General features: G+C 72.1%; 18 protein-coding genes. 4 read left to right on the top strand and 14 right to left on the bottom strand.

All coding sequences use genetic code 11. From position 1 onward, the window contains the following. Positions 1-12: 12 nt before the first annotated feature. The 3 genes from HD601_RS25350 to HD601_RS25340 all read right to left on the bottom strand — a co-directional run bounded on the left by HD601_RS25350 (position 13) and on the right by HD601_RS25340 (position 2,562). Positions 13-1,590: a TROVE domain-containing protein gene (locus HD601_RS25350; RefSeq protein ID WP_184826631.1), complete on the bottom strand. Its 1,578-nt coding sequence runs from the start codon at positions 1,588-1,590 to the stop codon at positions 13-15. Positions 1,591-2,035: 445 nt separating this feature from the next. Further along, complete coding sequence (locus HD601_RS25345) at positions 2,036-2,320, bottom strand: hypothetical protein (RefSeq protein ID WP_184826629.1); 285 nt, start codon at positions 2,318-2,320, stop codon at positions 2,036-2,038. Further along, on the bottom strand, positions 2,317-2,562 hold the full coding sequence (locus HD601_RS25340; RefSeq protein ID WP_184826627.1) for a ribbon-helix-helix domain-containing protein: 246 nt from the start codon (positions 2,560-2,562) through the stop codon (positions 2,317-2,319). The genes HD601_RS25345 and HD601_RS25340 overlap by 4 nt, the downstream gene beginning before the upstream one ends. Before the next feature lie 143 nt (positions 2,563-2,705). Between HD601_RS25340 and HD601_RS25335 the strand changes: the two genes are divergently transcribed. Together HD601_RS25335 and HD601_RS25330 are read left to right on the top strand one after the other, a co-directional pair. Continuing rightward, positions 2,706-3,344 carry a hypothetical protein gene (locus tag HD601_RS25335; protein ID WP_184826625.1) on the top strand — a complete coding sequence of 213 codons (639 nt, stop codon included), beginning with the start codon at positions 2,706-2,708 and terminating at the stop codon, positions 3,342-3,344. A 26-nt stretch (positions 3,345-3,370) separates the two neighbouring features. Beyond that, on the top strand, positions 3,371-4,300 hold the full coding sequence (locus tag HD601_RS25330) for a hypothetical protein (protein WP_184826622.1): 930 nt from the start codon (positions 3,371-3,373) through the stop codon (positions 4,298-4,300). Positions 4,301-4,421: 121 nt separating this feature from the next. Here the strand turns inward: HD601_RS25330 and HD601_RS25325 are convergent, their stop codons facing one another. Both HD601_RS25325 and HD601_RS25320 read right to left on the bottom strand, forming a co-directional pair. Next, positions 4,422-5,228 (bottom strand): DUF4097 family beta strand repeat-containing protein, encoded by an 807-nt coding sequence (locus HD601_RS25325; RefSeq protein WP_184826620.1) that lies wholly within the window; start codon positions 5,226-5,228, stop codon positions 4,422-4,424. Positions 5,229-5,354: 126 nt separating this feature from the next. After that, positions 5,355-6,554: a PQQ-dependent sugar dehydrogenase gene (locus tag HD601_RS25320; protein WP_221441301.1), complete on the bottom strand. Its 1,200-nt coding sequence runs from the start codon at positions 6,552-6,554 to the stop codon at positions 5,355-5,357. A 41-nt stretch (positions 6,555-6,595) separates the two neighbouring features. Between HD601_RS25320 and HD601_RS25315 the strand changes: the two genes are divergently transcribed. Next, positions 6,596-7,555: a 2-hydroxyacid dehydrogenase gene (locus HD601_RS25315; protein WP_184826618.1), complete on the top strand. Its 960-nt coding sequence runs from the start codon at positions 6,596-6,598 to the stop codon at positions 7,553-7,555. Between the two features lie 48 nt (positions 7,556-7,603). On the opposite strand, the gene HD601_RS25310 is transcribed toward HD601_RS25315, so the two are convergent. Both HD601_RS25310 and HD601_RS25305 read right to left on the bottom strand, forming a co-directional pair. Continuing rightward, entirely contained in the window at positions 7,604-9,034 is a 1,431-nt protein-coding gene (locus HD601_RS25310; RefSeq protein WP_425503488.1) for an MFS transporter, read from the bottom strand. Positions 9,035-9,138: 104 nt separating this feature from the next. Beyond that, positions 9,139-9,666 (bottom strand): alpha/beta hydrolase family protein, encoded by a 528-nt coding sequence (locus tag HD601_RS25305; RefSeq protein ID WP_184826614.1) that lies wholly within the window; start codon positions 9,664-9,666, stop codon positions 9,139-9,141. Positions 9,667-9,774: 108 nt separating this feature from the next. Between HD601_RS25305 and HD601_RS25300 the strand changes: the two genes are divergently transcribed. Beyond that, positions 9,775-10,980, top strand: a complete 1,206-nt coding sequence (locus HD601_RS25300; protein ID WP_184826612.1) for an alpha/beta hydrolase fold domain-containing protein — start codon at positions 9,775-9,777, stop codon at positions 10,978-10,980. Here HD601_RS25300 and HD601_RS25295 read toward each other — a convergent pair. The 7 genes from HD601_RS25295 to HD601_RS25265 are packed head-to-tail and all read right to left on the bottom strand — an operon-like array spanning position 10,952 to position 18,263. After that, entirely contained in the window at positions 10,952-13,054 is a 2,103-nt protein-coding gene (locus tag HD601_RS25295; protein WP_184826610.1) for an MGH1-like glycoside hydrolase domain-containing protein, read from the bottom strand. The genes HD601_RS25300 and HD601_RS25295 overlap by 29 nt on opposite strands. A 4-nt stretch (positions 13,055-13,058) precedes the next feature. Further along, positions 13,059-13,829 carry an aldolase/citrate lyase family protein gene (locus tag HD601_RS25290; protein ID WP_221441300.1) on the bottom strand — a complete coding sequence of 257 codons (771 nt, stop codon included), beginning with the start codon at positions 13,827-13,829 and terminating at the stop codon, positions 13,059-13,061. A gap of 19 nt (positions 13,830-13,848) precedes the next feature. Then, the gene (locus HD601_RS25285) at positions 13,849-14,766 is read right to left on the bottom strand and encodes an aldo/keto reductase (protein WP_184830179.1); all 918 of its coding nucleotides are present in this window, start codon (positions 14,764-14,766) and stop codon (positions 13,849-13,851) included. A gap of 26 nt (positions 14,767-14,792) precedes the next feature. After that, a complete protein-coding gene (locus tag HD601_RS25280; protein WP_184826606.1) occupies positions 14,793-15,623 on the bottom strand; it encodes an ATP-binding cassette domain-containing protein in 831 nt (276 codons plus the stop codon). After that, on the bottom strand, positions 15,620-16,426 hold the full coding sequence (locus tag HD601_RS25275) for an ABC transporter ATP-binding protein (RefSeq protein WP_184826604.1): 807 nt from the start codon (positions 16,424-16,426) through the stop codon (positions 15,620-15,622). The genes HD601_RS25280 and HD601_RS25275 overlap by 4 nt, the downstream gene beginning before the upstream one ends. Further along, positions 16,423-17,331, bottom strand: a complete 909-nt coding sequence (locus HD601_RS25270; protein ID WP_184826602.1) for an ABC transporter permease — start codon at positions 17,329-17,331, stop codon at positions 16,423-16,425. Before HD601_RS25270 ends, HD601_RS25275 begins: the two co-directional genes overlap by 4 nt. Then, the gene (locus tag HD601_RS25265; RefSeq protein ID WP_184826600.1) at positions 17,328-18,263 is read right to left on the bottom strand and encodes an ABC transporter permease; all 936 of its coding nucleotides are present in this window, start codon (positions 18,261-18,263) and stop codon (positions 17,328-17,330) included. Before HD601_RS25265 ends, HD601_RS25270 begins: the two co-directional genes overlap by 4 nt. Between the last annotated feature and the right edge of the window lies 1 nt (position 18,264).

Below are 18,264 nucleotides of genomic sequence, written 5' to 3'. Positions count from 1 at the left end.
CCTCGTCGTGTCCTAGAACGGCCAGCCGGCGGAGCGGCCGTTCTCGAGCAGGCTGAGCAGGGTGAACGTGGCGTCGTTGAGACCGCCGAACTCGTGCCGGTTCGCCCGGCCGGCGGCCACCACCGTCGGGCGATACCCGCCGAGGTTGAACCCGTAGACCGGGACCTTTGCCGGTACGGCGGCGACCGGGTCGCCACCGCGCCCGGCGCCGTCCGGGAAGGTCTGCATGTCGGTCACGATCACCACGCGGTCGTGCCGGCGGTAGGTCGCGCGCACCGCCTCGGCGATGCGCGTGCCGTGACCGGCCTCGCCGACCCGCCCGACCAGCCGGTCCGCCTCCGTCAGCAGCGATGTCCTGCGCGCGATCCAGTGCGCGAACACGCCGTCGGCGAACCCGTACAGGTCGACGGCGTTGCCCCGCTTGGCCAGCGCGACCCCGAACACCGCGGCGGCCTCGACCGGCGACATCGACGACCGCTGCGAGAACGCCCGCTGCGTCATCGACGCCGACGTGTCGACGAGCACGAGCGTGCGCCCCGCGAAGGCCGGCACGTTCGCCGTCGCCGTCCCGATCGCCTTGTCCAGCGCGTACGCCCACCGCAACGACGGTGCGTTGCGGTACGCGGCGACGAACCGGAACGGGAACTGCCGCGAGCGGCGCACCTGCTCCGGGTCGGCCAACCTGGCGGCGACCGTCTCGGCGACGGCGTCGCTCACCCCGGCCTCGTCGAAGTTGCGCAGGTTGCGCAGCAGCGCCATGTAGCCCATGGACGGGATGACCGCCTCCCACGCCGTCCGGTCCATCGGCCCGCCGAGCCAGCCCGCGAGCGCCTCCCAGGTGAGTCCGGCGTCGGCGAGCGCCGTGGTGCGGAGGTGCTGCCTGCGCTCGTTCTGGGGGACGGCGTTGAGCTGCGTGTTCGCGTGGACGACGGGCAACCGGTCTGCCGGAACGACGGTGTCGGCGCGGCCGTGCCGGCGGTCGAGCAGCCAGCGGAACAACGCCGACTGCGCGTCGTCGCGTGGCCGCACGTGGCACAGCTCGAGGACGTCGGCCATACGCCAGGCGCGCGAGACGCCGTCGTACTTCAGCGCCGCCCGCTCGGTGTACAGCCGGCGCGCGGCGTCGGCGACGCCCCGCTTGATCGGCTGCGGCAACGCGCGTCCGTACCGCGACGTGTAGTAGGCGAGCACCTCGGCCGGCTCGTCCGCCCGCAGCAACGCGCCGTCGACCACCCGGCGTCCGTGCGGCCCGCCGGCGCGCACGTACTCCACCGCCGCGACAACCGGCGCCGAACGCAGGTTCGCGGTGGTCCGAAGCCAGGAAACGAGGCGCGCGACCCACTCGGGGTCCTCGGCGGTGGCCGCGTGGACGAGCGTGCGGAACCGCTCGTCGCGGGTGTCGCCGTCCTCATAGAAGGTGTCCTCGCCGGCCAGGTTGGTGACGGCCAGGAGGAACAGCTCACCCTTCGTGTCGCGGACGAGGGCGGGCGCGCCTTCGTGGGTGACGGTGCGGCTGCGGGCGTTGCGGAGCGCCCGGACCGGGCTCGTCAGCATGGCGGCGGCCTTGCTGGCGCGGTCGAACTTGCTCATGGGGATGCCCTCCTTCCGGGCGGGGTCGCTGATCGTCGGTCATGACGCTGCCGAGAACTCGAGTGAGCCAAGTCGCTGGCCTGGTCGGCCGCTTCTACCCGAAAGAAGTAACCCGGCTCTTCGCATCGGCGAGATGGGACCAGGGCGAGAACAAGAGGCGGCGAAGGAACAGTTCGTCGCTCTTCCGGATTGAGCTACGGTCCGCAGACCGCTGGGATTCGAACCCAGAACATACGAATCCGAAGTAGCCCTCGCCTACGCATCGCCCTGCTGCTCAGGGGCAGCCGCATCGCCAGGCGTTGACGGCCTGGTTTCCGCGTGGGATTCACGATGCGCTGCATGACGACAATGCTGCTCGGCTTGCGCGAAGGGCGCAACGGATTTATCGGCGCGAACCGGAGGCTGGCGCCATCGTCGATGAGTCGCCGGTTGCCGTCAGGCGTCGTCAGTCGTCGTGCAGGAGGAAGGTGAGGTGCCGGCGGGTGTCGGCGAGCTGGCGGACGCTGATGGTGGCAACGTGCTGGGTGAGCCAGTGCCGCGGATGCATGGCGACGCGGTCGGCGAAGATCGTGCCCGCATCGGTGGCGACGGCGAACGGCTCGAACTGCTCCGGCGGCGGGCCGACGACCGCGGTGATCACCTGGTTCAGTTGGCTGGTGTTGTAGATCGCGTTGCTCAGCACGATCCGTAGCGACCCGTCCTCGAGCCGCCAGATCTCACCCGGATTCACGACGGGTTGCGCTGCCAGGCGAGGAGGTCACGCAGCTGCTGGTCGCTCTGGTGGCTCTGGTCGTTCTGGCTGCTTGGGCTGTGCGGGGGGCGACCTGCCTGTGCGAGGAGGCGGCGGTAGTGCTCGCGCCGCAGCGCCCGCTCGACGAACTCCGAGCGGTTCAACCCCGCCTGCCGCGCGTCCGCGTCGATGTCGGCCAGGGTCGACGGATCGAGGGTGACGGTCATCTTCTCCTTGGCCATACCAGCATCTTATCCATCGTCATACGGTCTTGCCAGCGGTGGCTGTCACGTTTGGGGTCGGGAAAGCACCTATAGATGACAGGAGGGGTTGCGGTGAGTGCGTAAGATCATCGGCTCGGTTCAGGGTGTGGGAGGTTCTCGGGATGTTCGCAAGGCGTCGCGCGACGGCGATGGTGGCGGTGCTCGGTGTGGTCGCCGTGGCTGCCCTGGCTGCCTGCGGTGGGGACTCGGACCCCGAGCCGCCTCCTTCGCCGGCGACGACGGAGCCTGCGGTCACCGCGCCACCGGCCCTCACGCCGGAGGAAGAGGCCGAGGCCGAGATCAAGGCGACCTTCGAAGACCTGGTCGCTTCCTGGGACGCCTTCAAGATCAACGCCAGCGACTACCGAGACGCTGCGGAGAGCACCTGGAACGCGGACTTGGTGGGCACCTGGCCTGTCGAAGGGCAAGCGAATCTAGAGCTGACCAATTGGGTGGCCGCGTGGCGGAACTCCGCGATGGAGCAACGGGCCGCGACTGCGATTCGAACTCATGCGGTGGGCGATCTCTCATCGGACGCGGACGGCACTAGCCCTGCCAGCGCGACCTCTTCGGCGTGCCTTGATTTGACGGCGCTCAAATTCGTGACGTATGACGGCGGGGAGGCCGACCTCACATTCGAGCCAGACCTCTACCAGCAATGGGCGATGACTTGGCTCCATCACGAGTCGGAGACCGGTGGCACGCAACGTGCAGGCTGGAGGGTGCAATCGATCGAGTTGACGCGGAACGAGCCTTGCTAGCAGCAGCGTGGGCTCTCGCGTTGGGGATGGCGCTGGCCGCGCCAGCCGAGCCCTCCGAATCGTCGGACGCGCCGAGGGCGAACGGATGCCCTCCGGGCACCTACTTCAATGGTTCAGGTTGTGTTTACGAGGAACCTCCCACCGATGAGGACACCGACGACGATGCGTATCTGACTCATTGCAGTCAGGACGATCCGCAGGTGGTTCCAGCACCTTGCACAATCGCGGGCTACGAATTTAGCGATGCACTCGATCGATATCTGAAGCGGTTGTCGCCCGCCGAGAACGAGCTTCACCGGCCGCCGGATGGGACGTTGAGCCACCTCGGCTACTGGACCGGTGATCCGGCAGAGGGCTGGATGTTTGAGTGGCGCAAGCTGGCGGGTGTAGCAGGAGGCATCCACTGGGGCGACCACGGATACATGTGGCTCGCCGAGGCGCCGGGCGAAACACCGGTGATCGTGGTCGATCCGGAGGAGGTTGCTCAGCAGATCCTCGATGGCATGAGTTTCGAGCCGCTCGAGGTGGGGCTCGCGCCGCGCCCGCTCGAGACCGATCCACAGAGCATCGGACTCGTGGGCGCGCCCGTGTGGATGTGGGTGACGAACGCCGGCCCGACGACCTGGGGACCACGAGAGGAATCAGCTACGGTCGGCGGCGTCACGGTCACCGTCACGGCCGAGGTCGACCACGTCGCGTGGGACATGGGCGACGGCACTACCGTCACGTGCGAAGAACCCGGCACACCCTACGAGCCGAGCCTCGGCGTCCGTCCATCACCGAGCTGCGGCCACGCCTACACGCAGACCAGCAGCGCCTACACCGTCACCGCGACCGCGAACTGGGCCGCCACGTGGACCGCGTCCACCGGGGCCGAAGGAACGCTCGACCCACCGGACCCCGCCACCACCGCGACCGTGCGCATCGGGGAGCGTCAGGTCATCGAAACGAGCTGACGCGCAGGAATGGTTGAGGGAAAAGTGTCGCCCAGGCGACACGGATCCCTCAACCATCCGGGGCGCATGGCGACATGGGTGAGCGTCTACTGGCGCCAGGGCACCAGCAAACGCTCACCCATCAGCGCGCGGACACCACCGACACTGAGCCCGCGCTCGAGAAGGCACGGATCTCGTGCCGCGCCCCGTTGACCGAGTCGACCGAGACGGTTTCGCGGCCCACGGCCGAGTCGGTCTCGACGTCGTACGCCACATCATCGGGCACCGACACCCAGACGGAACCCGCGCTCGACTCGGCGTCCAGAGACATGGGCGCGGACACAGCGGACACCGAGACCTCACCCGCGCTCGACGTCACCTTCGCGACCTCCGCGTCCAAGCCTGACACCGTCACCGAGCCCGCATCGGAGTGCGCCGTCAGAGAACCCCGCTGGTCGGTCACCGTGATCGACCCCGCATCGGACTCCAACACCGTCGAGCCGGCCAGGCCCGACACCACCAGCGTGCCCGCCGACGCGTCCGCCGTCACCACAGCCGATGCTGGGACGGTGATCGTCACGTCGGACTCGCACCAGATGCCGAGGATCATCCCGGAGTCGCACCCGCCCGTCACCTGCAGCGTTCGCCCCACGATCGCATGGTCGATGCCGCCGTCGCGGCTCCAGCCCGACTTCACCGAGAAGTCCAGTCTGGTCTCGTCCGACGGTGAGCCGACGATCTCGACCCGGCCCGACGAGACGTCGATCTCGACGCGGTCGACGGGGTCGTCGATCGTGACCGACTCGCGGGAGTGGGTGATCCACGACAGCGCGGTCAGGCCTGCGAACGCCATGGCGCCGATCGCGGCGAACGACAATCCTCGCCGCACCGGCAACCGCCGGCCGGCCGGCGGAGCGGACGGCGCCACAGGACGAGTCTCGTTGGCCATGCCTCCACGCTAGAACCGTATCGATCTCCGGCGGCTCCGACTCGACGACGATCGTTCCCTGATTCCCACCCCCGGGACCACCCTGACCACGAACGTCCCAAACGTCCGCTCACCAGGGGAAAGAGCCTAGGGCGCCAGCGTCAGCCGCAGGACCCGGTCGTCGCCCTCGCGGGCGTCGCCGCGGCCGTCGGTGTTGTTCGTCAGCACCCACAGCGTCCCGTCCGGGGCGACGACGGCGTCACGCAACCGCCCGTAGTCGGTGACGAATTCGGCCGGCGAACCCGCCGACACCGAACCCGAGCCGTCGGACGACAGCGGCACCTGCCACAGCCGCTCCCCACGCAACGCTGCCACGAACAGCGTGTCGCGCACGTACGCGAGCCCGCTCGGCGACGCCTCGGAGGTGGGGCGCCATTCGACGACGGGGTCGGTGTAGTCGGGTGCGCCGCCGATGCCCTCGACGAACGGCCACCCGTAGTTCTGACCGGCCTCGATGAGGTTGACCTCGTCGGCCGAGCGGTCACCGAACTCCGACGCCCACAGCCGCCCGTCGTCGTCGAAGGCGAGGCCCTCGACGTTGCGGTGACCGTAGGTCCAGACAGGCGACCCGTCGAATGGGTTGTCGGCGGGCACGTCCCCCGAAGGCTCGATCCGCAGGATCTTCCCGCCGAGATTTCCCAAGTCCTGCGCGTCGTCGGGGTTCCCGCTCTCGCCGGTCGAGACGTACAGCATGCCGTCGGGCCCGAACGCGAGCCGGCCGCCGTCGTGCCGGGTCCCGGCCGGGATCCCATCCAGGACCACCGAGAACTCACCGAGAACGCCACCGGACGAGTACGTCGTCCTCTGCACCACGTTCTGCGACCCCATGGTCGCGTAGACGTAGAGGTCCGACGGCGACGCGGGGTCGAACGCCAGCCCCAGTAGCCCGCCCTCGCCGGTCCCGTCGACGCCCGGCACCGCGCCGACCGGGGTCACGGTTCCGGCCGCGTCGACCAGCACGATCGTGCCCTCGTCGCGCTGCGTCACCAGCGCCTGCCCGTCCTCACCGGGCACGAACGCGATGCTCCACGGCGCGGCCAGCCCGGTCACGATCTCTTCCACCGCCGACGGCGTCACCGGCCCGGGCTGCGCGACGGGGGAGGACGGCGCGGGCGGGGTCCCCGGCCGCAACGACGGCGTCGACGGCGACCCCGTCGGCGCCCCGGGCGACGACGGCGCGGAAGCGGACCCCGTCGGCGATCCTCCGTCAGACGACGAGGAGGACGAGCACGATCCACCCACCACGGCCAGCGCCGCGACGAGGATGATCATCCGCCGGATGGACACCCGGCCATCGTGTCACGCACGGAGGGGTAGGTTCGAGGACCATGGTGGACGTCCTCATCCCGTTCGCGGCGGACTCGCTGGTGGTGCCGGCCGGACTCGACGTGCACGTCTGGGCCGGCGAGCCGACGGTGCGCACCGGACCGGACATGCTGACCAGCAACGACACGTCGGACATCCCGGCGCAGGACGTGCTGGACCGCGTCGAGTACTACGTCATCCCGTACGGCTTCTCCGCTCCGGCGACGGAGCTGATCGAGCAGATGCCGAAGCTGCGCGCCGTCCAGACGCTGACCGCCGGCTACGAGCACGTCCTGCCGCACCTGCGCGACGGCCTCACGCTCTGCAACGCGCGCGGCGTGCACGACGCCAGCACGGCCGAGCTCGCGGTCACGCTGACGCTGGCCTCGCTGCGCGGCATCCCGGCGTTCGTCCGGGCCGCGCCGACCGGCGAGTGGCTGCAGGGCTGGTACGACTCCCTCGCCGACCGGACGGTGCTCATCGTCGGCTACGGCGCCATCGGCCGGGCCATCGAGACCCGGCTGCAGGCCTTCGAGTGCGACGTCCTCAAGGTCGCCCGCACCGCACGCGAGGGCGTCGCCGGGTTCGACTCGCTGCAGGAGCTGCTCGGCCGGGCCGACGTCGTCATCCTCATCCTGCCGCTGACGGACGAGACCCGCGGCATGGTCGACGCGGACTTCCTGGCGAAGATGCGCGACGGCGCCGTGCTGGTCAACGTCGCGCGCGGACCCATCGTCGACACCGACGCGCTGGTCACCGAGGTGTCGGCGGGTCGCATCCGCGCCGCCATGGACGTCACCGATCCCGAGCCGCTCCCGCCCGGCCACCCGCTCTGGACGCTACCCGGCGCCCTGATCTCGCCGCACGTCGGCGGCCTGTCGTCGGCGTTCCACCCGCGCGCCCGTCGGCTGGTGCAGGCGCAGCTCACCCGGCTGGCGAACGGCGAGCCGCTGGCGAACGTCGTCGTCGGCCCCGGAGCCTGACACCCCGGGACCGACGACGGGACCGATCGGATCGACGACGGCGTCGGCTCACTTCTCGCGCAGGGCCAGCCGGGCGACGACGGCGACCAGCAGCAGCACCGCGCCGCCGATGCCGCCGACGACGTTGAACCCGCTGGTGAACGCGGTCCTCGCGGCCTCGAGGACCGCTGCGCCCGCGCCGTCGGCCGACGTCACCGCCGCCAGGCTCTCCTGCGCGGCCGCCGTCAGCGACGACGGCGTCCCGGCCGGGAGCAGCTCGCCGACGCGTCCGCTGTAGACGGCGATCGTGACGCTCCCGAGCGAGGCGATGCCCAGGGCGATGCCGAACTCGCCGGCGGTCTCCGACAGCGAGGCCGCCGACCCGGCCCGCTCCGGCGGCGCCGCGGCGAGGATCAGGTTCGTCACGACCGCCATCGGCACACCGATGCCGGCCGCCGCCACCGTCATCGCCGTGACCTGCAGGCCCAGTGAGTCCGTGCCGGCCAGTGTGAGCAGCAGCAGGCCGGCGCCGGACACGGCCAGCCCGCCGGCGAGCAGGTCGGCCGCCTGGTGCCGCTGCAGCAGCCGCGGCGCGATCAGCGTCGCCGCCACCATGGCCACGTTCGACGGGATCAGCCAGAGCCCGGCCTCCAGCGGCGACAACCCGAGCACGAGCTGCATGTACTGCGCGGCGGCGAAGGAGACGCCGGCCATGACGACGCCGGTGAGCAGGAACGCCGTCAGCGACACCGTGAATCTGCGGTTCGCGAACAGCCGCAGGTCGAGCAGCGGGTCGGCGAGGCGCCGCTGACGCCGGACGAAGGCGACCCCCAGCGCCAGCCCCGCGGCCATCGCCACGACGGCGCCGATGCTGACGCCGTCGCGCGCGATCTCCTTGAGGCCGTAGATGACCGGCAGGATCGCCGCGACGCAGAGCCCCGCGCTCGCCAGGTCCAACCGGCCCGGCGCGGTGTCCTCGCGGTGCTCCGGCAGCAGCACCGGCCCGAGGACCAGCAGCAGGACCATGACCGGCACGCCCAGCAGGAACGCCGAGCCCCACCAGAAGTGCTCCAGCAGCACGCCGCCGACCAGCGGCCCGATGGTCATGCCGCCCATGAAGCACGAGAACCAGATGCTCAGCGCGACCGCCATCTGCGCCGGGTCGGGGAACAGCGTCCGGATCAGGGCCATGGTCGACGGCATCAGCGTGGCGCCCGCGATGCCCAGCAGCGCCCGGCTGACGATCAGCATCTCCGGGCTGGACGCGTACGCCGCCAGCGCCGAGCAGGCCGCGAACGCCGCGCCGCCGGCCAGCAGCAGCTTGCGCCGTCCGACCCGGTCGCCGAGCGAGCCCATGACCACCAGGAATCCGGCGATCATGAACGAGTAGATGTCGCTGATCCACAACTGCTGCGTCGACGTGACGCCGAGGTCGGCGCTGAGCGCCGGGAGCGCGAGGTACAGCACGCTGATGTCCAGCGACAGCAGCAGCGTCGGCATCGCGAGAACGGCCAGCCCGAGCCACGCGCGACGGCCGGCCTTCGGCGGCGCCTCGGTCGGTGTCTGAGTCGGTGCCGCCGGGGTCACAGGGTCGAGGTCGGTGCTCATGATGACTCTCTCCGTTCGGATCGGGGTACGAGGTAGGTGACGGGCGCGGGCCGTGGCGGGTCCGGGCCCGCGCGCAGCAGCAGGAGCTGGCCGATGGTGGGCCCGCCGTTCTCGTCGGCCGTGGCGGCGACGTCGGCGACCAGCCCGGTGACGCCGGCCTGACCGACGAGCGTCAGCCGGCGCGGGTCGCCGTCCAGCTCGTGGGCGTGCTCGGCGATCCACTCGACCGCGGTGCGGACGGCGCCGGCCGCGGCCGCGTCGTCCGCGTCACCCGGCACCGTCAGCGAGAGCACGAGCGAGCCGCCGGCGGCGAACGAGCGCGCCAGGGCGTCCGCCGGCACCGGCGCGCCGGACCGCGGCGAGACGACGACGGCGACGGGGTGCGGGCGCTCCGGCGCGTCGGCCGGGTCGAGGACGGGCGGCCGCGGCCAGAGGATGATGCCGTGCACCGGCCCGTCGGGGCCGCGCAGCACGAGCGTCGCCCGGCCCGCGGAGACCGACGTCAGAGTGTGGAACGTGCTCATGCCGACACCCTGGCACCGGCTCTGACCTGCAGGGAAAGACCGTTCATGCATAGAGGTCATGCACCGTCGGCATGAGCCGGCGGGCCGGATCTGGGCCATACTCGGGACATGGAGAACGAGCCCCGCGGCCGGCTGATCGAGCTGCCGCGCGCCCCTGAGGCGATCGAGCTGCGGCACCTGCGCGCGTTCGTCGCCGTCGCCCAGGAGCTGAACTTCAGCCGGGCGGCGGAGCGGCTGTACCTGTCGCAGCCGGCGCTGAGCCGGCAGATCAGCTCGCTCGAGAAGCTGCTCCGCGTCGACCTGCTCCGGCGCACGACCCAGCGGGTCGAGCTCACGCTGGCCGGCGAGGCGCTGCTCTACCGCGCCAAGAGCATGCTCGCCGATCTCGACGACGCCGTGCAGGTCACGCGGTCGGTCGGCGGCGAGACCGACGAGCAGGTCCGGCGGCTGCTGCGCCCGGTGGCCGAGGCGGTCGCCGACCTCGACGCGTTCCGGGCGGCCAACGAGCAGCTCAGCGCCCAGTTCCCGACGCCGGCCGGCATCGAGATGCGCCCGGTCACGGCCGGGGGAGTGCCCTCACTGGCGTTCGGCCGCGACGTCGGCGAGGTGCCGTCGATCCTGCACGTGCACGGCGGCGGCTACGTGGTGGGCTCGGCGTACGGGTACCGGCCGCTCGCGGGCGCGCTGGCCGCCGCGGCCGACGCGACCGTGCTGGTGCCCGACTACCGGCTGGCGCCCGAGCACCCGTTCCCGGCCGCCGTCGACGACGTCGTGGCGGCGTTCCGATGGCTGGCCGAACGGCATGGCGACCCGGCGGCGGTGACGCTGTGCGGCGACTCGACGGGCGGCGGGCTGGCGATGTCGGCACTGCTGCGGCTGCGGGCCGACGGAGCGGCGCTGCCCGGCCGGGTGGTGCTGCTCAGTCCTGGCGTCGACCTCACCTGCCGGGTGGTCCGCGAGCACACGGAGCCGCAGCCCAACGGGATCGTCGAGCTCACCGAGCGCTACGCCGGCCTCTATCTGGACGGTCACCCGGCCGACGATCCGCTGGTCAACCCGCTCTACGCCGACCTCGCCGGACTGCCGCCGCTGCTCGTCCAGGTGGCGACCGGCGAGCCCGGCCTGCCTGAGTGCCGGGCCCTGGTCGACCGCGCGACGGCGGCCGGCGTCGACGCGCGGCTCGAGCTGTTCCCGGTGTCGACGCACGTGTTCCATCTGTTCTGGTCGTTCCTGCCCGAGGCGGCCGAGGCGCTGGAGCGGGCGGCGGAGTTCATCGGCCCGCGGATCACGCCAGCGGCACGGTCAGTGGGCTGAGCCCCGGCGCGGCGGTGGCCGGGGCGCCGTCGACCGACACCCGCAGCCCGCGCTCGTGGTCGTAGGCGACGTCGACGGTGTGCCCGGCGACCCGCACCCCGGTGAGCGCGAACCAGTCGAGCCCGACGTCGAGTGGGTCGACGACGACGGAGTCGGCCTCGGCCTCGATGCCGGCGACGTACCGGACGACGAGGTCGATGAGGTAGGAGTGCAGGTAGTCGGCCTCGTCGCTGATGGGCTCGCCGGTCTCGCTGTCGTAGTGCTCGACGAGGTACGGGGTGCGGCCGTCGCGCTGCTGGAAGTGCAGCAGGGCGTACGAGCGCAGCAGCCGGCCGAACTCGGCGTCGTAGCGGTGGCCGAACCGCCGGCTGGTGGCGCCGACGCCGTCGATGACCACGCTGTTGGTGTAGGGCCACGTCGGGCCGTTCCACGAGCAGCCGTTGCGGCCCTTGACGTACACGCCGCGCCAGTGGCCGGTGGGGCTGTAGACGGGGCAGTCGGGGGCGGTGGACGGCAGCGGTGCGCCGGTGTCGAACAGCCGAAGCGCCGCGTCGAGGCCGGGCAGGTGCTCCTCGCCCGTGAGGCCGGCCCAGTACGGGTAGAAGCCGACGACGTTGTGGACCGGGGACCGCTGGTCGGTGGCGTGGTGCAGGTCGTGGAAGAACCCGGTGCCGGGGTCCCACTGCTTGGTCAGCACCTGCGCGGCCACGGCGTCGGCCAGTGCGTCGAACTCGGCGGCGAGGCCGGCTCCGTCGCCGGCGGCGTCGCCCAGCAGCCGGGCGAGGCCGGCGACACCGCGGGCGTTGCGGTAGTGGTAGACGGCGCGGTCGACCCGCTTCAGCGGGGTGTAGCCGGACCGGTCGCGCGGGTCGGCGGGGTAGTCGTGGAAGGACCAGTAGCTGGGCTGGTACTCCTTGCCGGTGAGGATGTGCTCGGTCTCGATGGGGAGCTCGTCGTTGCCGGTGGCGAGCTTCGCGCGCTCGCCGCGCACCTGGGCCGCCAGCGAGGCCAGCATGGCCGCCGCGCCGTCGGCGTCGCGGTGCACCAGGGCGTACTGGTAGCTCGCCCAGCCGAGGAAGTTGGCGTAGGCGTGGAACTCCTGGCCGACCGTGCGACTGCGGAACAGCCCGTCGTCGCCCTGGGCGGCCCGCAGCGTGCGCCAGAGCCCGGCGCCCCACGACGGGTCGGGATGCCAGCGGGCCTCGAGCAGGTGCATGGGACTGGACAGCGGGATGAGCTTGCTGAACTCCCAGCCGGCGGGATCCCACGGCGTCTTGCTCATCTTGTGCGCGCGGCCCTCGTAGAACAGCGGGTCGCGCAGCCCGCCGACCCCGGGCACGGCGAGGTTGTGCCGCAGCAGGAACCACCGGTACGCCCAGGTGCGGGTCAGCACCGGGTCGCTGCAGCTGAAGGACGGCACCTCGTCGAACCAGCGCTGGTACTCGCGCTGCTGCCGGTCGACGACGGCGTACGGAGGTTCCGCGGACAGGGCGGTATCGAGGCGACGTTCGAGGTCGGGTCGGGTCTCGGTGCCGGCCAGACCGAGCGCCGCCGCGACGACGAACTCGGCCCGTTCGCCGGGGCGGAGGACGAGCCCGTCCCAGAGCGCTGGGTCGGACGGCCGGACGACGGCGAGCACGGTGAACCCGTGCCGCTCGACCGGCCGCGAGCCGAACCCGTCGCCGCCGACCCAGGACCGGTCGACCTCGAGCCGCAGCGTCACCGGCGCGGGACCGTCGTTGCTCCACACCTGCCGCGACACCGCGCAGTCGTCCCAGGTGACGAACTTGTCCTCGGTGAACTCGACCCCGGAACCCGGCCGGCCCGCCGCGGACACCGTCAGCCGGCTCGGCCGCCAGCGGGCCTCCCACGGCTCGGGCAGGTCGACGCCGGTGACGGTGAACAGCAGCGGGATGTTGAGCTTGTGCACGAGGTCGATGGCACCGGCGAAGCCCGGCCGTTGCTCGAGGTAGTCGGCCCAGAGCCGGGCGCCCGTGGGGCCGAGCAGCAGCGTGCCCGGGCGGGTGCGCAGGCCGCGTCGCCCGGTGACCAGGGCCTCGTCGATCGACTCCACGGCGTCAGTCCCGGGCCGCCGCCAGGTGCGCCGCGGCCGCCTGCTCGAGGTGGACGAGGTCGGAGCTGACCGTGGCGAACGTGAACCCCTGCGCCAGCCGCCGGCTCGCCGTCGCGCCGTCGGGACAGTGGATGCCGGCCGCGATGCCCCGCTGGGCGGCCGCCGCGCAGACCCGGCCGCACGCCTCGTCGAGTGCCTCGGCGAACGCGGGGTCGGTGGACGACGCGCCGCCGAGCGCCAGCGTGAGGTCGGACGGCCCGACATAGATGCCGTCGAGCCCGGGCGTCGCCGCGATGGCCTCGACGTTGTCGAGCGCGGTCAGCGTCTCGATCATGACGGCGCACAGCACGTGCGCGTTGGCCTCGGCCGGCGCCGGGCCGATGCGCAGGCCCGCTCGCATGGGGCCGTAGCTGCGCCCGCCCTCGGGTGGGTAGCGGCAGGCGCGCACCGCCGCGGCCGCCTGGTCGGCGGTGTCGACCAGCGGGACGATGACGCCGTGAGCGCCCGCGTCGAGCGCTTGGCCGATAGAGGTGAGGTCGTTGGCCGGCACCCGCACCAGGCCCGCGCTGCGTCCGCCGGCCTCGATGGCGAGCAGTGCGGCCAGCCAGCCCTTGTAGTCGATGAGGCCGTGCTGGGCGTCGATGCCGACGTAGTCGTAGCCGACGCGGGCGATGCGCTCGGTGCCGACGGGGTTGTCGGTGGCGATCCAGTACCCGACGGAGCGCTCGCGGCGGCGGATGCGTTCGACGGCCTCGAAGGCGGGGGTGGTGGTCACAGGCAGGACTCCAGACGTCTCAGCGGTTGTAGGCGGGCATGGGGCCGCGCAACTGCCGGCCGACATCGTCGCAGCGCTCGACCGCGTCGGCGGGGAGCGGCCCACGCGCGAGCGCCTCGAGGTTCGCCATGAGGTGCGCCGGCTTCGAGGCCCCGAGCAGCACCGAGCCGACGACCGGACGCGAGGCCAGCCAGCGCAGCGCCAGCTCGGGCAGCGACACCCCGGCGTCGGCCGCGACCGCCGACAGCGCGCCGACCGCCTCGAACAGGCGCGGGTCCCAGTAGCGCTCGCGGTACATCGGCGAGAGCCGCGAGGTGGCGAACCGGCCCTCGTCGGGTGCGGCCTCGAAGGTGTAGCGGCCGGACAGCAGCCCGCCGCCGAGCGGGTTGTAGACCATGGTCTCGATGCCGCTGGCCAGGGCGAACGCGACGTACTCGTCGTCGATGCGGCGCGCCACCAGGCTGTAGAGCTGCTGCGCCACGACCGGACCGGGCAGCCCGGCGGCGGCGAACAGCCGGCGCAGCTCGGCGATCTGCCAGGCGGCGAAGTTGGAGACGCCGACCCGGCCGACGAGCCCCTTGGCGGCCAGCGTGGCGACCTCGGCCACGGTGTCGTCCAGCGGCGTGGCGGGGTCGGGCTGGTGCAGGTAGAAGAGGTCGACGTGGTCGAGCCGGAGCCGGCGCAGGCTGCCCTCGAGGCACGCGCGGAGCGCCTGGGGCGACAACGGTGGGGCGCCGCCGGCGTCGGGGTGCGCGATGCCGGCCTTCGTCGCGACCGTGAACCGGCCCGGCCGCCGCGCCAGCAGCTCGCCGAGCATCTCCTCGGTGGCGCCGCCGGCGTACGCGTTGGCGGTGTCGATCTCGGTGACGCCGGCGTCGTGGACGAGGTCGAGCATGCTCGCCGCGGTGTCGTGGTCGACGGTGTCGCCGAACGTCATGGTGCCGAGGACGGGACGAGGGCCGGTCACGAGGCGACTCCCGCGCTCGTCGTGGGGGCGAACAGCCGTGGCTTGCGGCCGGTGATGAGCGCGGGGTCGAGCGCGGCCCGGCGCAGCGTGCGGGTGTAGTCGTGCCGCGGCCGGCTCAGCACCTCTTCGGTGGGACCGTGCTCGACGAACCGGCCCCGCGACATGACGGCGACCTCCTGGCTGATCTCGCGGACCACGCCGAGGTTGTGCGAGATGAACAGGTAGGCGATGCCCTCGTGCTGCTGCAGTTCGCGCAGCAGGTCGAGGACCTGCGCCTGCACCGAGACGTCGAGCGCGCTGGTGGCTTCGTCGCAGATGAGGACTTTGGGGCGGCTGGCCAGCGCCCGGGCGATGCCGATGCGCTGGCGCTGTCCGCCGGAGAACTCCGGGGGCCGGCGGTCGGCGTGCTCGCGCCGGAGCCCGACCCGATCGAGCAGCTCGACCGCCTGGCGGCGGCGCTCGGCGCGGTCGCTCACACCGCGCAGGCGCAGCGGCTCGGCGACGATGCCGGCCGCCGTGAGGTGCGGGTCGAGCGAGCCGTAAGGATCTTGGAAGATCATCTGGAGGTCGCCGCGGACCGGCCGTAGCTCCTTCTCGCCGAGGGTCGCGAGGTCGCGGCCGGCGTAGCGGATGGAGCCGGCGGCAGGGGTCTCGAGCCGGACCAGCGTGCGGGCCAGCGTGGACTTGCCGCAGCCGGACTCGCCGACGACCGCCAGCGTGCGGCCCGCCTCGAGATCGAAGCCGACGCCGTCGACGACCCGGTTGCGCTGCCCATGGGTGGTGAACTCCACGGCCAGGTCGCGCACCGACAACAGGGGTTCGGTCATGCCACCTCTCCTTCCCAGGCGCCCAGCTTCGGCACCGCGTCGAGCAGCCGGCGGGTGTAGTCCTGCCGCGGCGCGCCGACGACGGCCTCGACCTCGCCGCTCTCGACGAACCGGCCGTCGCGCATGACGTGCACGCGGTCGCTGACCAGCCGGGCCACGCCGATGTCGTGGGTGATCATGAGGATGCCGGCCGAGGTGCGGTCCTGCAGGTCCATGAGGAGGTCGAGGATGCCGGCCTGCACCGTGACGTCGAGGGCACTGGTGGGCTCGTCGGCCACCAGCAGGTGCGGGTCGATGGCCAGCGCCATGGCGATGAGGACCCGTTGCACCATGCCGCCGGACAGCTGGTGCGGATAGGCGTCGAGCCGGCGCTCGGGATCGGTGATGCGCACCGAGCCCAGGAGGTCGGCGGCCTGCCGGCGGCGGGCGGACCGGGACAGCGAGGAGTCCTTGTGGGCCAGCACCTCGCCGAGCTGCCGGCCGATGGTCGACACGGGGCTCAGCGCCGTCATGGGGTCCTGCGGGATCATGGCGACGGTCCGCCCCCGCAGCTTCGCGGCCTCGGCCGGGCGCGCCACGACGTCGACGCCGTCGATGAGGCAGCGCCCGGACACCACGGCCAGGTTGCGCGGCAGCAGCGCCTGCACCGCCATGGCCGTGGTGGACTTGCCGCTGCCGGACTCGCCGATGAGGGTGACGGTCTCGGACCGGCCGACGGTGAACGAGACGCCGTCGACCGCGCGGATCACCCCGCCGGCCGTCATGAGCTCGACCTGCAGGTCCTGGACGTCGAGCAGTGTCATTGCGACTCTCCCTTCGCCGGCCGGGACCGGCCCACGCGGTCGCGCAGACCGTCGCCGAGGAGGTTGACCCCGACCACCAGCAGCACGATGACCAGACCCGTCAGGGTGACCAGCCACCACGACGTGGTGATGTAGCCCTGACCGTCGGCGATGATGCGCCCCCACGTCGGGTGAGGCCGCTCGACCCCGGCGCCGAGGAAGCTCAGCGCGCTCTCGAGCAGCACCGCCTGGGCCAGGAGCAGCAGCATGACCACGACGATCTGGTTGATGATGTTCGGCACGACGTGCCGCACCAGCACCGCGGCCCGCCGCAGGCCGAGCACCCGGGCCGCGGCGACATACGGTTTCTCGCGTTCGACCAGCACCATGGCGCGGGTGAGCCGGGCCGGCTCGGGCCACTGCGCGAACGCGATGACCAGCGTGATGACGGCGATGGACGGGCCGAACAGCGCCACCACGAGCAGCAGCAGGAGCAGCAGCGGCACCGACATCTGGGCTTCCAGCAGCCGCGAGACGACGGAGTCGACCCAGCGTCCGTAGTAGCCCGCGGCCGCGCCGGCGATGACGCCGACCACGCCGGACACCAGGACCGCCAGCACGCCGATGGTCAGTGACACCTGGCCGCCGTGCAGGATGCGCGACAGCAGGTCGCGGCCCAGCTGGTCGGTCCCGAACAGGTGCCCGTCGGTCAGCGGCGGCAGCCGGCGCTGGGAGAGGTCCTGCTCGAGTGGGTCGGGCAACGGCAACACGTTGGCCAGCAGGATCGGGACGATCACGACGCCGGCCAGGACCGCGCCCAGCACGATCTTGAGCCGGCTGGCCCGCCGGCGCAGCGCCGCGGCCGAGGATCGGAGCCGGTCGGCCGTCACGGCGCTGGGCCGGGCGGCCTGTGTCTGCGTCGTCATCGTGACACCGCCTTTCCGACGCGCACCCGCGGATCGAACAGCGGGTACAGGAGGTCGATGAGGAGCTGCACGCCGATGGCCAGGAGGCTGGTCACCAGCACGGTCGCCTGGATGAGCGGGTAGTCGCGGGTCTCGAGCGCCCGGACCACGAGCGAACCGATGCCGGGCCAGGCGAACACCACCTCGACCACCACGACGCCGTTGAGCATGGCCGCGAACCGGGTGCCGAGCGCCGTTACGACCGGGATGGACGAGTTGGCGAAGGCGTAGCGCCAGGTCAGCCTGCGCTCGGCGACGCCGCGCGAGCGGGCCACCGTGACGTAGGGCGCCGCCAGGTTGCCGGCCATCTCGCGGTGCACCAGCCGGGAGATCAGGGCGATCTGCAGTAGCGCGATGGTGACCGCGGGCAGCACGAGCCCGGACCACGAGGTGAACCCGGACGCGGGGAAGACGGGCACCACGACCGCCAGCAGGGTGAGCAGCATGATGCCGGTCCAGAACTCCGGCATGGACTGACCGGCGATGGTGCCGACGTTGGCGCCGACGTCCCAGGCGCTGTTGGCCCGGCGGGCGGTGAAGATGCCGAGCGGGATGGCGATGAGCGCCGTGAGCACGATGGCGGCGCCGGCCAGCGTGATGGTGTAGGGCAGCCGCTCGAGCACGACGTCGAGCGCGGGTTGGCGGAAGGAGTAGGAGAGGCCGAGGTCGCCCTGCAGCAGGCCGGTGATGAAGTGCCAGTACTGCTGTGGGATGGAGCCGACCAGCCCGAGCTCCTCGCGGATGGCCTGCAGGTCCTCAGTGGTCGCGGTGGGGCCGCCGATGGCCGCGGCGGGGTCGCCGGGCGCGAGCCGGACCAGCACGAACACCGTCGAGACGATGAGGAACACGGTGAGCAAGCTCTGTGCGACCCGCAACGCCAGATAGCGCGCCATG

It is taken from the genome of Jiangella mangrovi (assembly GCF_014204975.1).
GTDB classification, from domain to species: domain Bacteria; phylum Actinomycetota; class Actinomycetes; order Jiangellales; family Jiangellaceae; genus Jiangella; species Jiangella mangrovi.
The sequence above is the reverse complement of the archived record's forward strand: the minus strand, read 5'-3'. Positions and strand labels throughout refer to the sequence as shown.

Bases quoted from the DNA above. Each gene is read 5' to 3' on its own strand.
- HD601_RS25350 (WP_184826631.1), bottom strand. From the start codon at position 1,590: ATGAGCAAGTTCGACCGCGCCAGCAAGGCCGCCGCCATGCTGACGAGC.
- HD601_RS25340 (WP_184826627.1), bottom strand. From the start codon at position 2,562: ATGGCCAAGGAGAAGATGACCGTCACCCTCGATCCGTCGACCCTGGCC.
- HD601_RS25335 (WP_184826625.1), top strand. From the start codon at position 2,706: ATGTTCGCAAGGCGTCGCGCGACGGCGATGGTGGCGGTGCTCGGTGTG.
- HD601_RS25330 (WP_184826622.1), top strand. From the start codon at position 3,371: ATGGCGCTGGCCGCGCCAGCCGAGCCCTCCGAATCGTCGGACGCGCCG.
- HD601_RS25325 (WP_184826620.1), bottom strand. From the start codon at position 5,228: ATGGCCAACGAGACTCGTCCTGTGGCGCCGTCCGCTCCGCCGGCCGGC.
- HD601_RS25315 (WP_184826618.1), top strand. From the start codon at position 6,596: ATGGTGGACGTCCTCATCCCGTTCGCGGCGGACTCGCTGGTGGTGCCG.
- HD601_RS25310 (WP_425503488.1), bottom strand. From the start codon at position 9,034: ATGCCGACGCTGCTGCTGTCGCTGGACATCAGCGTGCTGTACCTCGCG.
- HD601_RS25305 (WP_184826614.1), bottom strand. From the start codon at position 9,666: ATGAGCACGTTCCACACTCTGACGTCGGTCTCCGCGGGCCGGGCGACG.
- HD601_RS25300 (WP_184826612.1), top strand. From the start codon at position 9,775: ATGGAGAACGAGCCCCGCGGCCGGCTGATCGAGCTGCCGCGCGCCCCT.
- HD601_RS25285 (WP_184830179.1), bottom strand. From the start codon at position 14,766: ATGACGTTCGGCGACACCGTCGACCACGACACCGCGGCGAGCATGCTC.
- HD601_RS25280 (WP_184826606.1), bottom strand. From the start codon at position 15,623: ATGACCGAACCCCTGTTGTCGGTGCGCGACCTGGCCGTGGAGTTCACC.
- HD601_RS25275 (WP_184826604.1), bottom strand. From the start codon at position 16,426: ATGACACTGCTCGACGTCCAGGACCTGCAGGTCGAGCTCATGACGGCC.
- HD601_RS25270 (WP_184826602.1), bottom strand. From the start codon at position 17,331: ATGACGACGCAGACACAGGCCGCCCGGCCCAGCGCCGTGACGGCCGAC.
- HD601_RS25265 (WP_184826600.1), bottom strand. From the start codon at position 18,263: ATGGCGCGCTATCTGGCGTTGCGGGTCGCACAGAGCTTGCTCACCGTG.